13 protein-coding genes and 1 other annotated feature are annotated in these 20,306 nt (G+C 50.0%); of the genes, 4 read left to right on the top strand and 9 right to left on the bottom strand.

Translation table 11 applies throughout. The features are described from left to right. Both PLA01S_RS32305 and PLA01S_RS29785 read left to right on the top strand, forming a co-directional pair. Positions 1 to 186 (top strand): hypothetical protein (locus PLA01S_RS32305; RefSeq protein WP_127595901.1); only part of this gene is annotated, 186 nt, incomplete at its 5' end. A 269-nt stretch (positions 187 to 455) separates the two neighbouring features. Beyond that, complete coding sequence (locus PLA01S_RS29785) at positions 456 to 1,514, top strand: hypothetical protein (RefSeq protein ID WP_127595898.1); 1,059 nt, start codon at positions 456 to 458, stop codon at positions 1,512 to 1,514. Positions 1,515 to 1,684: 170 nt separating this feature from the next. Here the strand turns inward: PLA01S_RS29785 and PLA01S_RS29780 are convergent, their stop codons facing one another. Beyond that, positions 1,685 to 2,572, bottom strand: coding sequence for a GNAT family N-acetyltransferase (locus tag PLA01S_RS29780; protein WP_127595895.1), 888 nt, complete (start codon positions 2,570 to 2,572; stop codon positions 1,685 to 1,687). A gap of 230 nt (positions 2,573 to 2,802) precedes the next feature. Here PLA01S_RS29780 and PLA01S_RS29775 point away from each other — a divergent pair, with 230 nt between their 5' ends. Together PLA01S_RS29775 and PLA01S_RS29770 are read left to right on the top strand one after the other, a co-directional pair. Further along, positions 2,803 to 3,921: an ATP-binding protein gene (locus PLA01S_RS29775; protein ID WP_127595892.1), complete on the top strand. Its 1,119-nt coding sequence runs from the start codon at positions 2,803 to 2,805 to the stop codon at positions 3,919 to 3,921. Between the two features lie 325 nt (positions 3,922 to 4,246). Next, the gene (locus tag PLA01S_RS29770; protein WP_127595888.1) at positions 4,247 to 5,101 is read left to right on the top strand and encodes an alpha/beta fold hydrolase; all 855 of its coding nucleotides are present in this window, start codon (positions 4,247 to 4,249) and stop codon (positions 5,099 to 5,101) included. An 849-nt stretch (positions 5,102 to 5,950) separates the two neighbouring features. On the opposite strand, the gene metG is transcribed toward PLA01S_RS29770, so the two are convergent. The 8 genes from metG to PLA01S_RS29730 all read right to left on the bottom strand — a co-directional run bounded on the left by metG (position 5,951) and on the right by PLA01S_RS29730 (position 20,277). Further along, the gene (gene metG, locus PLA01S_RS29765; RefSeq protein WP_127595886.1) at positions 5,951 to 7,597 is read right to left on the bottom strand and encodes a methionine--tRNA ligase; all 1,647 of its coding nucleotides are present in this window, start codon (positions 7,595 to 7,597) and stop codon (positions 5,951 to 5,953) included. Positions 7,598 to 7,643: 46 nt separating this feature from the next. Continuing rightward, positions 7,644 to 7,914: a binding site (T-box leader), on the bottom strand. Between the two features lie 407 nt (positions 7,915 to 8,321). Further along, positions 8,322 to 12,908, bottom strand: a complete 4,587-nt coding sequence (locus PLA01S_RS29760; RefSeq protein WP_164817547.1) for an isopeptide-forming domain-containing fimbrial protein — start codon at positions 12,906 to 12,908, stop codon at positions 8,322 to 8,324. 875 nt (positions 12,909 to 13,783) lie between these two features. Continuing rightward, on the bottom strand, positions 13,784 to 14,032 hold the full coding sequence (locus PLA01S_RS29755; protein WP_246059933.1) for a sigma-70 family RNA polymerase sigma factor: 249 nt from the start codon (positions 14,030 to 14,032) through the stop codon (positions 13,784 to 13,786). Between the two features lie 73 nt (positions 14,033 to 14,105). Next, complete coding sequence (locus PLA01S_RS29750; protein WP_127595880.1) at positions 14,106 to 15,452, bottom strand: glycoside hydrolase family 30 protein; 1,347 nt, start codon at positions 15,450 to 15,452, stop codon at positions 14,106 to 14,108. Positions 15,453 to 15,500: 48 nt separating this feature from the next. Then, positions 15,501 to 17,144 (bottom strand): type 2 periplasmic-binding domain-containing protein, encoded by a 1,644-nt coding sequence (locus PLA01S_RS29745; protein ID WP_127595877.1) that lies wholly within the window; start codon positions 17,142 to 17,144, stop codon positions 15,501 to 15,503. Between the two features lie 96 nt (positions 17,145 to 17,240). Beyond that, positions 17,241 to 18,125 (bottom strand): carbohydrate ABC transporter permease, encoded by an 885-nt coding sequence (locus PLA01S_RS29740; RefSeq protein WP_127595875.1) that lies wholly within the window; start codon positions 18,123 to 18,125, stop codon positions 17,241 to 17,243. Positions 18,126 to 18,149: 24 nt separating this feature from the next. After that, entirely contained in the window at positions 18,150 to 19,139 is a 990-nt protein-coding gene (locus PLA01S_RS29735) for an ABC transporter permease (protein WP_174819276.1), read from the bottom strand. A gap of 118 nt (positions 19,140 to 19,257) precedes the next feature. Further along, a complete protein-coding gene (locus tag PLA01S_RS29730; RefSeq protein ID WP_127595872.1) occupies positions 19,258 to 20,277 on the bottom strand; it encodes a LacI family DNA-binding transcriptional regulator in 1,020 nt (339 codons plus the stop codon). Positions 20,278 to 20,306: the final 29 nt, after the last annotated feature.

Genomic DNA, 20,306 nt, shown 5'->3' with positions numbered 1-20,306 from the left:
TTAGATATAGAATTTATAAGTTATCTTGCTACGCTGATGATATTCTGTATCGCAAGAAAACCTACCTTTAAATCGCGGTCGCTCGTCCTTGAATTGACCTCGATTGGTTTTCTTATCAAAAGCGGACTTTTAGAACAACCTCTAAAAGACCAAAAAAACGGACGTTCCCCCTCGCTGAATGGTTAGCGATGAGAGAATGTCCGTTTCGGTTTCACGCAGGTACACACCCGTATGAACTTTTAATTTATATGTGCCAAGCCCTTTCGAATCCCTTGCAGCAGTATCATTTTCTCTTCTTCAGTAATCCCGTCTTTACCATCAACATGAAGGCTCAAGCCCTCTTGTAAGCGGTTGTATATTAGAAGGGAAGTCCATATAATGAATAATGAAATGAGAAACAGGATATTTTTTCTAATTATGTGAGACACCATGCAGGTAGAGGAGGAAACAAGGTTATGAACGTTGGATCAGCACGCGCGGCGGCGACGGATTGGGTCTTGCAGCATGCCAGCAGGGAGCCTGGATTTATGGGTGCCTATTTTAGCGGCTCCACGGTCGGAAAGTCGGATGAGGCAGAGATGGCTCCGTCCTCGGACATTGACGTCGTTATCGTTACCCAGGATGCGGAGCCCCGTCTAAAGCTCGGAAAGTTTATCTACCAAGACGCTTTGATCGAAGCCACCTATCTGTCCTGGCGGGACCTCGCCTCGCCCGAGCAGGTATTAACGTCCTATCATCTTGCGGGCAGCTTCCGTGTAGATACCCTGATGTCCGATCCGACCGGGCAGCTGCGCAAGCTGCAGACGGAGGTTTCGCGTCAATTTGCCAACCGGATATGGGTCGCCCGCCGCTGTGAGAACGTGCGCGAACGTATCATAACCGGACTCCGATCCATAGATCCTTCTGCCCCTTGGCATCGCCAGGTTACCTCCTGGCTGTTCCCTACCGGCGTAACCACCCATATGCTCCTGGTCGCCGCTCTTCGCAACCCCACGGTCAGGCTCCGCTATGCGGCGGTTCGCGAGGTGCTCAAGGAATATGACCAAGAGGAAATCTACGAGGAACTGTTACGACTGCTGGGCTGTAAAGACATGAGTGCCGAACAAGCGCTCCATCATCTTAATGGACTGGCCCGAACCTTCGATGCCGCTGCTGCGATTGCGAAGACCCCCTTCTTTTTCAGCAGTGACATTACGCCGGATGCCAGGCCGATTGCCATTGACGGCAGCCGCGAGCTGATCCTAAACGGAAGCCATCGAGAAGCCGTCTTCTGGATGGTAGCCACCTTCGCTCGCTGCCACAACATATTGGAAGTCGACGGGACTCCTGAATTTCAAGAGCAGTATGCCCCTGCTTTTGATGCCATCCTTGCGGATCTCGGCATAACGTGCACCGATGACCTGCTGCAGCGGGCCGACGAGGTTCTTCGGTTCCTGCCGAAACTGTGGAGCGTCACGGAAAGCATTCTGGATGCCAACCCGAATGTAACAGGCGGGCAAGAATCGACCTCATAACTCCTATTCGCCGGTTTATATAGAAAAGACCACGCCCGGATCAATCCGGGGCGTGGTCTTTGTTTTGTACATCGTGCGTATTACTCCCTGTGCGTATGGTACGTGGTCCGGGGCATGCTTCGATGGCTGTCGACCAACATGCTTGACGCACGCATGGCTGTCGATCCTTATTAGTGGCTTTCCTGCTGCAGAGGGAGGCAGAATCGGTGCTCTTCTTGGTCTTTGGCAAAGCCAACCGACTGATAGAGTGACAACGCCGTTTCGTTGGCTGCCTTCACTTGAAGTTTTACTGTGGCGGATCCATGAGCCCGAAGATAAGACATGGAACGGTAGAGCAGATATTTTGCAATTTCCCGTTGTCTCCACGGTTCTCTCACAAACACATCTTCAATCACGCCGACGTTCCCCTCTTCCAGCCATGCCATGGTACTGCCTATTATCGTGTCCCCTTCCAGAACATTCATCGCAGTCCAGTTGGGATGCCCTTTATATTCCCGTAATCGTGCAAGACCCAGCGGCGCTTCCGGCCAAACCTCAATCTCGAGCTTTAAATACATCTCTTCCTCTTCCGCAGACTCCATCTTCCACAATCGGTACCAATAGCGATCTTCTAACGCCAAGGCAGGAATAGGCTCCTCAAGCGACCGCTTCATGGAATACAGCCTCTCCAGCGGCTGAAACCCGATTTCCTCTGTAAAAAAAGCGTTGTTGCCGATCTCATGGGCATAGTTCCCCACGCACAAAAACGTCCCGTAGGCCTCCGGCAAGGTTCTCTTTAACACAACCGCACGTTCATAGAGCACTTTATACATTTCACTTAACAGATCATAATCCCGCTCCCGCTGCGGTACAGCCTTGAGATTCACATAAATGTGATGCTTGCAGTTAGATGCACATCCCGGCGGGATCACGTTAATGATCCCGACCTGTCCCTTGGCCACCATCTTCCCGTCTTCGAGTGCACAGAACACGTTACCCCAATTCTCCTGGTCACCTACCCACCAGAACAGCGCATCCTCTGCGGATACTGCCTGATACAGCTCCCCCACCAGAGGCATATCGCCCTGCCTAAAATTTCGTATGATTCTTTCACCCAAATGAATGTCACCAACCTTTGGGTTCATTGTAAGACGACCCGAGATGATAAAAATAGATAAAAAACAACTATAGACAACAAGTTGCTTTTTCAGACAATGATTTCCTTAAAATAAGTGTACAATATTAGAATTACGTAATATAATAATTACGTAATAACATAATATCTTTAGAGTGAGGTTGATGATTCCACATGACACGTGATCTGGTCCAAGAGATGGATGTCTTAAAGAATCAAATGGCGGAGCTACAGCAGCTTGTTTATCAAGCGCTTATGGAACGAAAACCTGCATCCGCATCAAATCAACACCGCCAAGAGATTGCAACAGCACCTACGATAAATGAAGCAAACCCCGAAACTGGCTCCGTCTTCTACTCCGGACAAGTGCACCTGAACGGACAAAACATCCGCTGGGAGCCGCAGGAACGGCGAATGGATCAATTGCTGGAAATGAACACCGAGAAGGCGGCCAAAATCCTCGCAGCACTGGGCAACAAGCAGCGCTTGGATATTTTAAAGGCCGTCATGGCAGAGCCCCTATCCGGTTCCGAGCTGGTAGAACGGTTGAATATGGGAACGACGGGTCAGCTGTATCACCATCTCAAGGCGCTGCTCGGCGCGGATCTCCTTGTACAGGAGCAGGGCGGCCGGTACGCTCTTCCCAAGCATCGGAGCCTGCCGTTCCTGCTGCTGATGTCTGCTGCAGGCGATTTGCTCGATACAAGCGATTACCTGGAGATGAGCGAAACACGTAACAATGCGGTGATGTATTTCGGGACCTCGCACGGCTTCGATATTCATCAGTTGCTTTGGGCCGTGGTGGAAAATTCCATATTGGAGCACACGAGCGGATATGGCGATCAGATTGGCATATTCCTGCATCAGGATGGCAGCGTGACGGTTACCGATAACGGGAGAGGCATTCCCGTGCAAGCACTGCCGAATTCCAATGTCCCTCTCGTACAGTCGATACTAACCGATGTCCATCGGTTGAACTCCAGCGCACACTTTCTGGTCCCCGGTGCGGAGAAAGGCATCAGCATCGCCGTAGTCAATGCACTCTCCAAGCATCTGACCGTGGAAATTCGCCGTGACGGGAACATATACCGACAGGAGTACAGGCATGGCATTCCGCAGACCGGGCTTCTGATCGTCGGCATGACTCAGGACACGGGCACCAGCGTGACATTCAAGCCTGAGCCGGAATTATTCAGCTCCGCCTTTGACTTTAACCGCATCATTGAGCGTAAAAGCTCAATTGCCGGGGACTATCCTGGCCTCACCCTAACGATCCGCGATACCGTTGAATAAAGGAGCTGGAGAAAAGCCTATGCACCATGCTTTTTACAGCAGCGATACGCTCAGATGCCACATGAGGGTACTGCTCCCTATGCAGACCGTGGCTGAAGCAACGGTCCTGGAACGAATACCTGTCCGGGTGTAGAGACGCACAGTTGTGGTCCGGGGCATGCTTGGATGGCTGTCGACCGAGCGTATGTCTGGTGATATACTGAGCTTGAATGAACGCTAATCGAGGTGATATAGAATGCTGGAACGTTCTATGGAGAATGTAATGGAATTCGAACAAGAAAGGAGATGGTGCGATTAAATATAAAATGAAACGAGGACGATATACATGAGCATACAGAGTACGGTAATGAGCGAAGGATTTGCATTGAATGTTTCCATTCGTGGAAACGGCAGGCCCATTTTGGTGGTGGGAAGCAGTATATACTACCCCCGCTTGTTTTCGGAACAGCTTTACACTTCATTTCAACTGATTTTCCTGGACCATCGAGGCTTTGTTAAGCCCCCTCGGACACTGGAGCCGAAAGATTATACGCTGGATAAGGTTCTGGATGATATCGAAAAGGCAAGACTAACGCTGGGACTGGAGGATTTTATTATATTGGGGCATTCGGGACACGCCTTCATGGCGCTGGAGTATGCCAAGAAATACCCGGAACATGTCCGGAAGGTGGTCCTGCTGAACACAGCCCCGACCAATAGCCCGGAGCGGCAGCAGCAGAGCATCGCTTTTTTCAATGAAACAGCGAGTCCTGAGCGGAAACGGCAGTTTGAAGCGGATATCGCCATGCTGGAGGGTGATATCCAGAGGGAGCCTGAACGGCATTTCGCTCATATGTGCATCCGAATGGGAGCGCACAGCTTCTATGACTATGCCTATGATGCGGCTTGGATGTGGGAAGGGGTCTTCACCAGCATGCCCGTTATCGATCATTTATGGGGAGAAGCCTTCGCGCAGCTCAATCTGATCGATTCGCTGAAAGAGGTCGTTAAACCCGTCCTCATTGGTCTTGGACGGTACGACTATTTGGTCAGTCCGGTATCGCTTTGGGATGCTGTAGACGGCTCGCAGGAACACATGAAGAAGGTCATTTTTGAAAAAAGCGGCCATAATCCGATGTTTGAGGAACCTGAGCTTTTTAACGCCATATTAACGGATTGGATTCATGAAACGGATAACTAACCCGGTGAAGATACAACGTAAGCCGTTACTGTAATGAAGAGGAGCCCGCAGCTTTCCCGCTGGGGCTCCTCTTGCGTCTATTTGAGCGTTGCAGCCGGCAAACTCTCGCTTCTTATGGATTCAGCGGCATCGTCCGGATGGATGCTCTTGTCGCTGAAAACTGATTCTTTTTCGAGTCCTCCGTGCGGATACGGGATCATCATGCGGACACAGTAGCGCTATTTACTTATATTCGATCGTTTTTTTGAGCCCATGCGGACACTGGATCCGTTATTTGCCGATACTCGATCCTTTTTCGAGTCCGTGCGGACACGGGGTCCGCTATTTGCTGATATCGATCGTTTGAGATCATGCGGACACAGAATCCGTTATTTGCTGATATTGAGCTGTTTTTGAGATTATGCGGACACAGGATCCGTTAATGTAATATATTCACGGATTATTCCCGAAATATCTTGCGATAGCGGATCTCCTGTCCGCATGACCCTAGGAAATGCCAAGAAACAACGAAATAGCGGAACCACAGTCCTCAAAGTCGCAGTCCGTACTCAGTCACAATGGACCATCGGGTCAGCCTCCTCTTCTTTGACACCTGCTAATGGCCCCCTTAATCACTTGCTCCTTGGATCGCTTAGCCCCCTTGCTCCTTCGACCACTTAAACCCCTTGCTTCTTGGACCACTTAACCCCCTTGCTCCTTCCACCACTTAACCCCCTTGCTTCTTGGACCCCCTTGCTTCTTTGATTCTCTAGACCTCTGATTACTTGCTACTCGAGCCTGGATCCCTACATTTCTTGATCACTTACTACTCACTCCTTGGGTCAGTTGAATCTTAGCCACTTAAATCAATTACTCCCTTACGGACAACTCCCCCAGCCTCCGCGTTTCCTCCTCAATGCGGCTGGTATCGATCCGCTCAAACAAAAGCTCTACGTCATGAATCGGCCTGCTAGCCGGAACACGGCACCACTCCCACACAGGCTTCTCCAGTGAGAGAAAGCCTCGTATCCTATTGCAAGAAAACGGAATAAACGGCTGCAGCAGGTTCGCCAAATTGGCAATGATCTGAACGCATGTGTACAGCGTTGTCCCGCAGGCGTCGCGATCCTCCTTGACCTGAATCCACGGCTTCTGTTCATCAAAATACTTGTTCGCCAGGCGTACCACGCTGAAGATTGACTCCAACGCTTCCTTCAGTCGCCCACCCTCAATGAGCGCCCCGGCCTCGGGGTACAAAACCTCAACCCTGCTCTGCCACTCTTCGGACATGCAGCCCTCGGGCACCTTGCCGTCAAACGATTTGTTTACAAATACCAAGGCACGGTTGACCAAATTCCCAAACGCGCCAAGCAGCTCGCCATTGTGGCTGTAAATGAACTCCCTCCAGGAGAAATCCGTATCCCGCTTCTCGGGGCCGTTCGCAATGAGGAAGTAACGAATGGAATCCGGCTGGTAACGGCTTAACAAGTCCGGCACCCATATCGCCCAATTCCGACTGGTCGAGAACTTCTTCCCTTCGAGCGTCATGTACTCGCAAGATATGATTCGGTCCGGCAAATGCAGGTCCCCGGCCCCCTTCAGCAGCGCCGGCCAGATCAGCGTATGAAACGGGATATTATCCTTCCCATGAACATAGTAAGCCGTAATGTCGTCCCTCCCCTTGAGCCAAAAGGATTCCCAATCGCCGCCCGTTTCCGCGGCCCACTGCTTGCTGGCGGATAAATAGCCGCTTACCGCTTCGATCCAGACATAGATTTTTTTATCCTCAAAGCCCGGAACGGGGACATCCACGCCCCAGGTCAGATCCCGCGTAGCTGCCCGGTCCTGAAGCCCTTCCTCCAAGTATCTTCGGGTCATTTGCACAGCATTGCCCCGCCAGCCTCGAGCGTTATTCAATTCATCTGCCAGTTCAGCCTGAAAATGCGACAGTGATACGTAAAAATGCTCGGTAGGGCGCTCCACCGGAGGGTTTCCGCAGATTTTGCAGGTCCTGTTACTCAGATCGGACGGATCCAGTATCGTGGAGCAGGCGTCGCACTGATCACCACGGGCCCTGCTGCCGCACACGGGACAGTCTCCTTCTACATAGCGGTCCGGCAGAAACCGCTGATCGGTTTCGCAATACGTTTGCAGCACGATTTTACGGTACATATGTCCGTTGTCCAGCAGCTTCAGAAACAACTCCTGCACTACGGCGTGATGAAACGCCTGATCGGTTCGCGTGTATAAATCGTAGGAGAAACCCAACCGTTCGAAGCAATCCACAAACTCCCCATGATACCGATCCGCAATATCCCCCGGAGCCACGCTCTCCTGAATGGCTTGAACCGCCACGGGCGTTCCATGACAATCACTGCCGGATACGTACAGGACTTGATCGCCTTTCGCGCGGAAATAACGGGCCAACACGTCGCCAGGCAAGAGGCTTGCAAGCCTCCCCAAATGTAAGGACCCGTTAGCATAAGGCCAGGCACCACCGATAAAAATGTTCGTCATGTCAATCATCCTCCTTTTTTTGGACAACAAAAAAAGCCCTCATCCCAAAAGGGACGAGAGCTTGCCGCTCACGTGGTACCACCCAATTTCATTCATGCCTTGCGGCATTCACCTCTTCGGGTACGACGCCATATATAGCGTGTATACCCTAGCACGTTAACGGGTGCGGTTTCCGGCACAGCCTACAACCCTCTGCAGGGTTTCGGTGCACAGCTCAGAGACCATATTCCCAAGGTTCTTTCCTTACCCCTTTTCACCAGCCGGGGCTCTCTGTTCAAAGACGTCACCAAGGTACTCTTTCTCTTCATTGCTTTTGTCTAACGATATTCAAGTTACTGGAAATCATACCCGAACGCTGCTCAGGAAGTCAAGTGGGTGTATAGCAAAAGCCAACCTGGGTTTTAAACCCCATTCCTTCAATTTTGGGCGCTGCGGTGCCGGAGACCACGATTTTGTAGTATTTCCTTCCTTTTTGCCGTTTTTACTCGCTCTGTATCGAAAAAAAGTGCTAATAGGCTTTGACTGTATTAGAAAGGGTGTGCCGAATAAGAGTGAGAACTTAATATGATATAGCTGTCGAGAAAGACTCGATAGCCCGAAGAAGTGTATTCCTCTCTGAGAAACCAAATCCTACACCTACAATGACCTTATCCCTCTAAAAAATACTTATACATAAACAGCTGCCCCCAACTCAAATTCACCTGGGGGGCAGCTGTTTTTTAGCCTATGCTTTTTTTCTTCTTCTGAGCAGAAGCAAACCTGCAAGAAGCATAATAGCTCCGGCTACCATGTAGCTGTACATATTCGTAGCCGTATTCGGTAATTTATTTCCTTCAGGCGCATTCGTTGCCTGATCTCCGGATTCAGCCGGATCTTGTGGAGTCGAATCCGATACGCCCAATGTTGAATCGTTATGATCGTCCGGTGTTTGTGACCCGGTGTTCGAATCCCCGTCGGAATCTCCATTCGTGTCTTCATTCGAGCCCTCGTTGGAATCTTCATTCGAGCCTTCGTTCGAATTTCCGTTCGGGTCTTCATTAGAATCTCCGTCGGAATCTCCCGTTCCACCCGGATTCGGATTGTTACCATTATGGTTCTCGTTGTCCGTCACTTCGATGACATTCGATGGCTTCTCCGGACTTGTCACATTATCACCCGTGACTTCACCGATGTTTTCAATCGCGTTACCGGCTTGCCCCGCCTTGACGGTTGCCTTGAACTCAATCGTATGCCATTTGGTATCAGCAATCCGTCCAAAGTTACCGCTGACTTTGCCGTTAACATATTGGCCCTTGTCGCCGTCTGCGTTATCAGTGAAGGAAACGCCATCCACCTTCAGGCTGCCTGCTACATACCCAAGCCCTTCTGGCAGGATGTCGGCAATCACAAGGTTGGACACATAGCTGCCGCTAACGGTATTGCGTGCCGAGATCGTATACTCCATCGTATCGCCGACCGCGGTGCTGCCGCCATTCAGATCCCGCGACGTCTTCCGTGACTCGATGACTGGGGAAGGCGTAGTCGGTGGTGTTACAGGCGGCGTGACCGGTGGATTTGGATCTACCGGTGGATTGACTGGTGGATCGATTGGCGGATCAACCGGTGGGTCCACTGGCGGTGTGCCACCGTTCTCAACCACAATCTCATCCGTTGGCCGGCTCGGTTGATCGATGTTGTCCCCGGTAATCTCCCCGGTATTTCGGATCGACTCTCCGGCGTTTGCTACGATCTTCGCCCGGAACTCCAGCGTATGCCATTTCGTATCCCATACATCCCCAACGTGACCGACGACCTGACCTGAAGCATAATGACCTTTGTCGCTATCCTTGTCATCGGTGACCGAAACGCCGTCTACCTTCAAGCTGCCCGGAATATATTCCAGACCTGCTGGCAGCGTATCGGTGATTACCAGATTGGCCATGTACGTATCGCCTATTACCGTTCTTGTCCGTATCGAATAGATAGCGGTATCGCCGACTTCAAACGTATCCTTGCCCGCGAGGTTTGTTGCGGACTTCTCCGATACGACGACCGGGTTGCGCGGATAGACCTGGACTTCTTCTTCCGGCAAACTTGGCTCGTCGAAATTGTCACCGCTGACGTCGGCAATATTTCGAATATCTTTGCCGGCTTGTCCGGTTTGGATCGTTGCATGGAATTGAAGCTCTTGCCACTCCTTATCCCAGATGTCGCCGAATCCGCCATACACAGAGCCGGTCACCACATGGCCTTCATCGTCGCCTTCTGCATCAGTGGCGGTTTTGCCGTTCACTTTTAAGGAACCGGGCACGTATTCCAATCCTGCCGGTAGCGTATCCGTAATCTTTAGATTCGAGATATACGCGTCATCCGTCACCGTTCTTGTCCGAATGGTGTAGACAATCGTATCGCCGACTTCAAAATTGGTTTTGCCCGTATCCAGGTTTTCTGCGATCTTCTCCGATTCTACAACCGGATGGCGCGGATAGACCTGAACGACTTCCTCGGCATTGCTCGGCGTGCTCACATTCTCGCCGCCAACGACGGCAGTATTGCGAATATCCTTGCCGGCTTGCCCGGTCGCGATGATCGCATCGAATTCAAGCGTATGCCACTTGGTATCCGTAATATCCCCGAGCAGGCCGATCACTTGACCATCGGTATAAAAACCGCCGTCTTGATCGCCTTCGTCATCGGTGACGGAAACACCGTCTACCTTCAGGCTGCCAGGTACATATTGCAGTCCAGCCGGTAGATCGTCCGAGATAACCAAACTGCTGACAAAGCTGTTATCGACCGTATTCCGTGCCTGAATCGAGTACCGCAGCGTATCGCCTGGTTCAGGATGGTCAGGGTCCGTGTTTCCGGCAGCCTTGGTTTGAAGGACGGCCGTTTTGTTGGACTCCAGAACAGGCGGATTGAAACGGACCGGTGTTGTGGTTTCGTTCGATTCCTTTTGTTCCGTATCGCCTGTGAGTAAGTTGCCATAGCTGATTTGTGCCTTGTTCTTAATTTGCTGATTGGCGGCGCTCGATAAAACCTTGACTTTCAATTGCACGGTCACGCCATCTGCCAGTTGGTTCGTATTGGCCAAGTCGCCTAACTGAATGCTGACCTTGCTGCCATCAAAGTGACCTTCATCGGTATCAGCCTTGTCCGTTAGGTCCTTGGTTGTCGAACCTTGGATCAATTTCATGGAACCAGGAACATATTCCGTTCCTTCCGGGATGAGATCCGTAACACTCGTGTTTGCGGCGATATCTCCGCCTTCGTTTTTGATCTGAATCTCATAGGTTACTTCATCGCCGGCATTCACTTCTTGCGGAGATGCGGTCTTGTTGGCCGTCACGCATGGTCCTGTACCCAGGAAGATATCGTCCAAATGATTGCCGTGTCCTATTGATCCAGTGGATGTTGAAACGGCTTCAAAACCAAACCTTGTCATCATTTGTCCTGCCGGAACCGTATAGGAACCCGTATAAGTTCCCCAAGCCGCATTGTCATCAGACATCTGTTGTACGATCGAGGTATCATAAGGATTGGTTGTTGCCGGCCCAATACGAAGCTGCATCGTATCAATTCCGCTTAGGCCTATGTGTGAAAGTCTCCAATAGATCGTCTGTCCTGGTGTAGTCTTTACATCTTGATATAGCATGCCGTTCACAGCAGCATTTATTTCTGCATATCGATTACCATCAACAGGAGGAACATGTTGTTGTACATAAGGAGCAGGGTAACCTGCAGCATAATCCCATATTTCAATCCATGTATCAGTAGTTTTCCATCCTGGAACTTCATCTGCAGAGTATGCGAAGGTACCATTCGAACCCTCTCCAGGCGGTTCCTCAAAGCTGCCGTTAATCAATGCAACTCTAACTCCACACGCATTAGGCGGAGTATTTGGATCTGTCACATCAACGATAATTACAACCTCGGTCTTACCGCCATTGCCGTCATCCACGATGACGGTGAAGCTATCCTCACCGACGAAGTCTGGATCTGGCGTATACGTCCAGCTTCCGTCCGGATCAACCGTGATGTTCCCGTTCGTTGGATCTTGGCCTTTGGAATACTCTAATGTATCTCCATCCGGGTCGGTGGCATCCACAACGCCCGATACAGGTGTATCTTTCTCCGTCGTCACCCGATCATCCGTCACGACTGGAGGTTGATTCGTTGACGGAACCGAGTCCGATACTTCAACGTTAATCGTAGCCTCGGTACTGGCGCATTTGCCGTCATTGGCGATGACGGTGAAGCTATCCTGACCGATAAAAGCTTGCGTTGGAGTGTAAGTCCAAGTTCCGTCCGCATTAACCGTCACCGTCCCGTTCCCCGGATCCGTACCTTTGGCGTACGTCAATGGATCTCCATCCGGGTCCGTGCCGTTTACTTGTCCGGATACGGGGGTGTTTACCGCCGTGATTTTTGAATCACCCGGCACGGTTGGCGGCTGGTTCAGTTCGTAATCATTTTGCGGATTGAGCGTTTCAATCGGTGCATACTCGTTTACAAAATACCAGCTATGGATATCATGAGTCTCGTAATTCGGGGACCCTGTGGATCCCGTAAATCCGGCATAGAAAGACTGTCCGCCAAATATCGAATTAAGATCGATGTCATTGACATCTATTATCTTGCTGGCATTTACCCTATCCGGCGAAGTGCCCAGATAAACCTGAACATTCTGAGTTGAACCATTGTATTCGATCCACGTGTAGTACATGGTTCCGTTAGACAATACATAGTTCGTGTTATTCGCCGTATTATACGGACCTAAATCGGTAAACCAGCCTGCTTGATCATTGGTTACCGTCCCATTTACCGCAAGTCCAACGTAGTTTGCAGAAGGATCCTTATATACAGTGTTTAGAAATGTGTCATATTTAACGGCAAAACTCGGTTGGATACCGTAATATCCCAAGCCGCCTCCTTCTGCATGCTGACTGGTCTTTCCAGCCTGGATCGTAAAGGTCAATCCGTCGCTTGGACCTTGAGGACTTGGATTACTCATTTTAAACGAAAAGGCTGTACTGAATGAATAGTTATCTCTAGGACAAAGCGCGGTATTGTTAAATACAGATCCGCTTTGTTGTGTAGTCGCCGGTGTCAATCGTATAAAATTCTCCCCTGGAGGCACCTGGGCAGCGCCATTAACGGTAAACGATTGTTTGAAAGTATCTTCGGGGAATCCATCATATTTAAAATTCAGCCATTTTCCTGCTGCAGCCTCTGCATTTTGAGGGTATAGAGGTAGAATCTGACCAAACAAAATGATGAAAACAGCCATCAAATACTTAAACCGCCGATTGATTATCGGTTTTCTTTTCATTGTTTCCTCCCTATCTTCAATGGGAAGGCTTTGGGGCCATTCCAATGCTGTCAAATAATTAATCCGTCGACTAAACCAACATCCATATTGCGAACCGTGTAGGCTGCAGCATGGCGGGTGCGTGGTAAAAGGCATTGTGTTGCTAATTGCAAGTTAAGAGAAAGACAACTGACTTCCTGCCTTGTTGTTTATACCGAAAACCGCACAATTCGACGTTTCTACCCATTCCTCACACAATCTAACCTTTTTCAAAATTCTGCATGATCTCTTTAAGAGTTACTTCGCTTGTGTATGTAACGAGGTCTCCTTTAGCATCATTATGTAACGCGTTAATTGATCAATGAACCAAAGCATCAGCCGGTGCAAATACAAAGAACATGAAGGTGCTCTATGTAGCAAATGAAACAGAGCTGTTTGCTGTCTTTCGCCCAGGACCCAGCGGATGTCCTTGATTCATTTCAAGCTGTTAGTTGTACTCGGATGATCACCCCTCTCACTCTGACAGTTAAGCTTGCGAGTTACCATGAAAGGAAAGCCATTCTGATGGAACTCTAATCAAAAAAAGACTTGCCCCACGGTAACCCACTAAAAAAGATTTATGGTGTGGGAATACGACATCCTTCTACATATGTCCTTCAAATGCAAAAAAAACAGCCATATTATACCAATTCCTCCCTCCCTGGGACCTATAATTTGATTTCGATACTACTAGTACTCTAATCTTCTATTTATGAAAAGCATTACTAAAGATACAATTTGAGCTAAACAGACTAAAGGGCCACTCATTGCTCATTGAGCCTTGGGCACGATGTTTATATTGTTATACAAAAAAAGCCGCGATTTTTTCGCGACAACGAGGTTTTCCATTCAAGACGTCACCAAAACACCTTTTCCCGGCCATCCCGTATCGCTCCCAGCTTCTCCCCCAGCATCATCTTTAGTTTCTTGTGGGCTCTGCTCAAGCGGTTCCGTACATTTTCAGCCTCAATTTGAAGCACCTCGGCAATTTCCAGGGTGTTGAAATCCTCGTAATAATACAAATACATCGGCTGTCTTAGGGTTTCAGGCAGAGTAAGCACAGCAGACAACAGTTCGTCACGGTTCTCCTCGCGATTCTGCCACATAACGAAGAAAGCCTGGAACAATCGTTCCAGGCTTTCTTTTTATCATTCAGCTATATATGGCCGCATTCTCCCATCAGTTGCTTTCCAATCTGACCGTCAGCGCGCTCTTGGCCGGCATCTCCAGCTGCAATGCCTCTTCCCCGCGCAGCTGGATCGCCACGCTCTCCGAAGCCTCGCTGTCGTTAAACAAAACGACGGCAATCGAACCGTCCGTGTTCTTGAATGCTACCGAACGGATGGACTCATCGCTGGTAGAAGCAATACGAACCGCTTTTGGACGGATCACCTTGCTAAAATGCGCCAGCGCATAGTAGTCCAGCGTGTAGGTAAGCTCCTTCGTCTGCTGATTAACGGTGACAATGCCGCGGCAGGTGCTTTTGCCAAAGCCCGGCACGGTAGGTCCGTTCTTCTCGTCCAGCGCCATGTTCCACAGCACATAAGATTTACTGTGATTGCGGAGAATCTCGATTCCGGTTCGCATCACATTGGAGAAGGCTTGCTCAAACGGCGGGATCCACTCCCCGCCTGATCCTTCCGTGAAATGAACCTCTTTCCCCGGAAATGCCTCGAACACTTCCGATTGGGCCGACGGCTTGCCGCCGTACCAGTGCCAAGCGACGCCATCCACGGCGTCACCCGCTTGCTCCAAAACGGTCAGCGGGTAGTCCGGCTTGTCCCAGTTATGGTCATAACAGAGGATTTTTGTATCGATGCCGTTCTTAACGAATTGCGGCTTCAGATGATTCTTGATGAAATCGCTTTGCGCCTCGGGCAGCATGATCATGCCGGGATAATGTCCTGGCGAATACAACGCCTCATTCTGCGGCGTGATCGCATAAATCGGCAGCCCATGGGCTTCATACCCCTGAATGTAACGTACAAAATAATTAGCATACACCGAATAGTATTCCGGCTTCAGCTCTCCGCCGATCATCGAACCGCTCGTCTTCATCCAGCCGGGCGGGCTCCATGGGGAACCCATCAGCTTGACATCCGGGTTCAAGCGAAGCGCTTCCTTCAGGAGAGGAATGATATCTTCCTCATCATGCGCAATGGAGAACTGCTCCAGCTCTACATCCGTCTGGCCCTCAGGCATATCATTGTAGCTGTAGAACTCACGCGCGTAATCGGATGCGCCCATCGGTTGGCGGAGTACGGACAACCCGATCCCTTCGTTCGGATCGAACAGTCGTGTCATGAGCTCCGAACGCTGCTTCGTCTCCAGCACTTGATAGATCAGATAAGCAGCGGAGTCCGTGAAGGACGCGCCGAAGCCGTCCATCTCCTGAAACGTTTGCTCCTCATCGATGACAACCGTATGCTGCTCTGTACCCGTAGTTACGGGCGTCAGCTGCGCCTTGTCTTTCCTAACGAATAATTCTTCTTCACCGTTTGACTGGTAGATGGTGATATTCAGCATGTTGTTTCCCTCCAGGTTTCTTGTTGTCTTCCTATCCCAAACGCAAACTTATTTCAGCCCCAGCTTCTCTTTGTTCACCTTCATCTTCTCATTGCGGACTTCGACGATTTTATCCCAGTTGTTATCGTCCAGGAACTTTTTGTATTCGTTTAATAGGTTGTCGAACGCCGCATCATCCTTGGAACGAATCATGCTGACGAGCGTGGAGTTCCATTTCGTATTGATGGCTGTCAGAGAGCGCGCTTCCGGTGTTCCCTGATCCGGGTTGATATTCTCCAAAATAAAGTGCGGCGTCAGCTTGCCTTTGCCCCATTCCTGCATTTGCTTGATCGCATCCGGGAAAGCATCCCCGCTCAGCGCTTTGTGACGGTCATGCCCGAAGAACATGAATTCGCCCATGCGGTAATCCTTCTTAAACGTATCCGGATTGTTCATCTGAAGATCCTTCAAGGCAGGGAGGAACTCCACCGTGCCATCCGCATTCACTTGGTAAGTCTCGCCTTCGATGCCATAGTTCATCAGCATTTGTCCTTCTTCGCTTAACAGGTACGTGAAGAGCTGAATGGACTTGGCAGGATCTGCATTATTTTTCGTAATGAAGCTGATCATCCAGCCGGTGATACCGGATTGATTCAGCGTCGGCTGACGTCCTGCCGTGCTTTGCGGTCCGTCAATCGCGATGTACTCTTTGCCTTTATTGTTGCTGTAGAAGCTTTGCAGGTTACCGCCCTGCTGCGGCGTGCCGTCCAGCATAATCGTTGCGTATTTGCCAGCCTTCACCTTCTCTTCAAAAGCCGTTCCGTCATCGGCAAAGCTGTCATCGCTGATCGCGCCGTCCCGATACACGGTATTGAACGCCTTCACCCAAGTCAGATAATCTTCATCCAGGTTACGGTTATAGAAACCGCCGTTCTCCTCCAGCGGCACGCCGATGAAATCCTGTAGCACGTCGCCAAGCGATCCCGTTCCTTCGCCGATGGAGTTAAAGCCGAGTGGAATCAGGGCAGGGAATTGCTGCTTGATATCGGCGAGAGTCGCCCGGAATTCTTCCGGCGTTCCCATGACAGGCTTGCCTAACGCTTCGTAAACATCCTTACGGATGATAAATGCCGTTTTGGCCGGAATATTGCCGCTGTCATAGTCTTCTTGCGTATTGGAATAGTTCGGGTATCCGTACGTTTTGCCATCCTTCAATTGGAACCAGTTGAGCGTATCCTGCGCCGCTACCTTATTGAAATAAGGATCATATTTCTCGGCCAGATCGTTCAGCGGCAGCGCCCATGTCGCCGCCTTCTGCACGACCGGGGAGTTGGAGTCAAACGTCGTAATCAGATCCGGCATTTCCCCACCGGCAAAAAACGTATTCAGTTTGGTGTCGTCACCTGTGATGAATTTGATATTGATGTTCAGGTCTTCCTTAATCTTCTTGGTTACAACGTCCTTGCCAAAATCCGTGTTCCACCAGTCCGCATTCACGTACCAAGTCAGCTCGGTCGTCTCTTCTTTTTTATCCAGCTGCCAAGCCGGCGTCTCGGCATCCGGTGTATAACGATCCTCGATCGAAACCCAATTTTCCTTCTTGGATCCGGAACCCCCGCCCGATCCGCCGCAGCCGCTCACAACCAGCACAACCGCCATCAGTGCTGTAATCAGCGTAAGTCCCTTCTTACCCAAAGCCTTGTTCATCAACATCCTGTAAACCTCCCTTTTAATAAAAGCGCTTTCTAATTAGACCCTTGTTTTTACAGGCTTGCTTCTTTTCCACTCCCTTAAAGAGCTGCGGCTTTGCTACTCTTTGACAGCTCCGAGCATCATGCCGGAGATAAAATATCTCTGTAATATTGGATACATCACAACAATCGGCAGCGTCGTCACGACAATTGTTGCTAGTTGGACCCCTTTGGTGGTCGTCTGAATTGCAACCGAACCGATATTTTGCATCGATTGCGTCTGGGACTGCACAATAATCTCATACAGCATCATCTGTAACGGATACAGCGACTGATCGGTAATATACAATTTGGTGGTCATAAAATCGTTCCACTGCCCGACCCCGTTAAACAGCGCGATGGTTGCCATGGCCGGCATGGAAAGAGGAATGAAGATGCTCAGGAAAATTCTCCAATCGCCCCCGCCGTCGATCTTGGCCGACTCTTCCAGCGAATCCGGTACGTTTCGGAAGAAGTTCATCAGAATGATGACGTCGTAAAAGCTTAATAGAGCTGGGATAATATAAACCCAGAAGCTGTTTAACAGCCCCAAGTCTTTGATCAACAAGTACGTCGGAATCATGCCGCCCGAGAAAAACATGGTGACGACACCCATCGCCACGTAGAACTTGCGGCCGCGGACGTATTTTTTACTCAAGCCGTAACCCACCATGGCACAGAAGAACACGTGCGTGATGACCCCGATGACCGTTTTGGCCACCGAGATGAAGAAGGCATTCCATATGTTTGCATCCCTGAACACGGCCTGATAATTCTCCAGCGAGAATTCCGTAGGCCAGAAGATGAACCCGCCCTCGGCAAGGGACCTGCCCGAGCTAAAGGATGAGACGACAACGTTCCATAACGGAACGACGATGATGATCGTAAACGTAACCAGTAAAATGATGTTGATCGTATCAAAGATCCGACTGTCAAGATCCCCTTTTGCTGCTTTCAAATTCACCGTAATACCTCCCTTTTGCATGACCTACAGGACGGATTGATTATCATTCAATTTACTGGTTACTTTGTTGGCCGTAACAAGCAGAATGACCGAGATGATGGATACACCCAAACCAACGGCGGTCGCATAAGAGAAATCGCCCTGCGTCATACCCATCCGGTACACGTACGAGTTAATGACTTCGGCCTTTTCCCGGTTCTGCGAATTCATGAGCACCAGGGTTTGATCCAGATTCGACCCCAATAAACCGCTTACAGTAAGGATCAGGTTCAAGCTGATAATCATCTTCATGTTCGGTAGGGTAATGTTCCAGATTTGTCTCAGTCGACTAGCCCCGTCGATTCTTGCGGCCTCGTAGTAGGTAGGATCGATCTTGGCCATGATCGCCAGGTACAGAATCGTTCCCCAGCCGGCCTCTTTCCAAATATCCGACAGCGTTGCGATCCACCAATATTTGCTCGGGTCGAGCAGAATGTTTTGCGGCTGCGAGATCAGCCCCAGAGCAAGCAATATTTCGTTGAACAGGCCGGATGTCGAGAACCAGGTAATGAGCATGCCGCCCAAAACGATCCAGGACAAGAAGTGAGGCAGATATGAGACCGTTTGGACGAATTTTTTGAATCGCCCCATGCCGACCTCGTAAATCATAATGGCCAGAATAATCGGAATGACAAAGCCGATCGCCAATTTCAAGAAGCTGATGCCCAGCGTGTTGACGACGGAGTCCCAGAAATACTTGTCCGACAAAATAATCTTGAAATTGTCCAGACCAACCCACGGCGCGGAATCCAGCGTATCGATAACGGTGTAATTTTTAAACGCAATCGTCAAACCGTAAATCGGTATGTAGCAGAAGATAAACATGAAGATAACGCCGGGTATGATCATCGATTGCAGTTCCCACTGCCGCTTGTAATCGATGAAAAATTCCTTGAACCTCTGCCCCAACGGCTTCTTCCCGGTGGGTTGAACCGGGCCCGTGCCGGTCGACTGAACTGCAGCTGTTTTGCTCACCTGCTTAGCCTCCTTTGATCAAAAAACGCATAAAAACGTTTTTATTTTTGGCGAAAAAAACCCCTGATTTTTTAAAATCATTTTAAAAAATCGACTTGGTGTGATTTCTTTTCTTCGCTTAACCCGATTCATTCCGATTCATCTTCACGTGACTGGAGCCGCGAACGACCAGCTCCCCTGGAAGCTTCTGAATCTTGCCCTTCTCTTTCTTCTGAATCATACGCACCAGATGATCCACCACCAGAATCCCCTGTCTGGCAATCTGATTGCGTACGGTCGATAAAGGCGGGGTAAAATACTGCGCGATATCGATATCATCGAAGCCCACGACGCTGACGTCCTGCGGAACCTCGTATCCATGGGACTTCAACGCCCGAATACAGCCGATGGCACTCACGTCATTACCGGCAAGAAAAGCATCCGGCACTTTCCCGGGGTGTAAGTGAAGAAACGATTTGACGGCGTTATAGGAGCCTTCTTCCTCAAAATAGCCTTGCAGTATGTAGTCTCCGTCGATCGGGAACCCGCACTCCCGAAGCGCAGCCAGATACCCTTCCTTCCGCTGCACGCTGTCAAACATCGTATCCACGCCGGAGATGTAGGCGATCTTCTTATGCCCCAGGCTGATCAAGTATTTGGTTGCTTCATAACCGGCTACGTAAGAGTCGAATATGATGCTGCCCATCGTTTCGCTCTGAACCTCTCGATCCAGGAAAACGGCCTTAATCTTGTCCTTCTCCATGGCGGCGATGTCTCTATCATCGATCTTCAGCTCTTCGAAGATAATGACGCCATCCACCCGGCCGCCCATGATATTGCTCATAATCACCTGTTTATCCTTGGTCACAAACACGTTCAAACCATAACCCTGACGGTCACATTCCCGTGACATCGACTCCACCAGTGTGTAGAAGTAAGGCCCTGACACGCTTGTCGTAAAGAAGCCCAACATCTTGGTCTTCCCCGACTTCAACAGCTTTCCGTTCAGGTTAGGCACATAATTGAGTCGCTCCGCCACCTTCAGCACATGGGATTTGGTCTCCGGGTTCAATACATCTACATCATTCAATGCATTCGAAACCGTAGAAATGGAGACCCCGGCTTCTCTTGCCACATCCTTGATCGTTACTTTACCCATATAACCATTCCATTCTTCCTTTGCGATAA

Source organism: Paenibacillus lautus NBRC 15380, assembly GCF_004000945.1.
GTDB classification, from domain to species: domain Bacteria; phylum Bacillota; class Bacilli; order Paenibacillales; family Paenibacillaceae; genus Paenibacillus_AQ; species Paenibacillus_AQ lautus.
The sequence above is the reverse complement of the archived record's forward strand: the minus strand, read 5'-3'. Positions and strand labels throughout refer to the sequence as shown.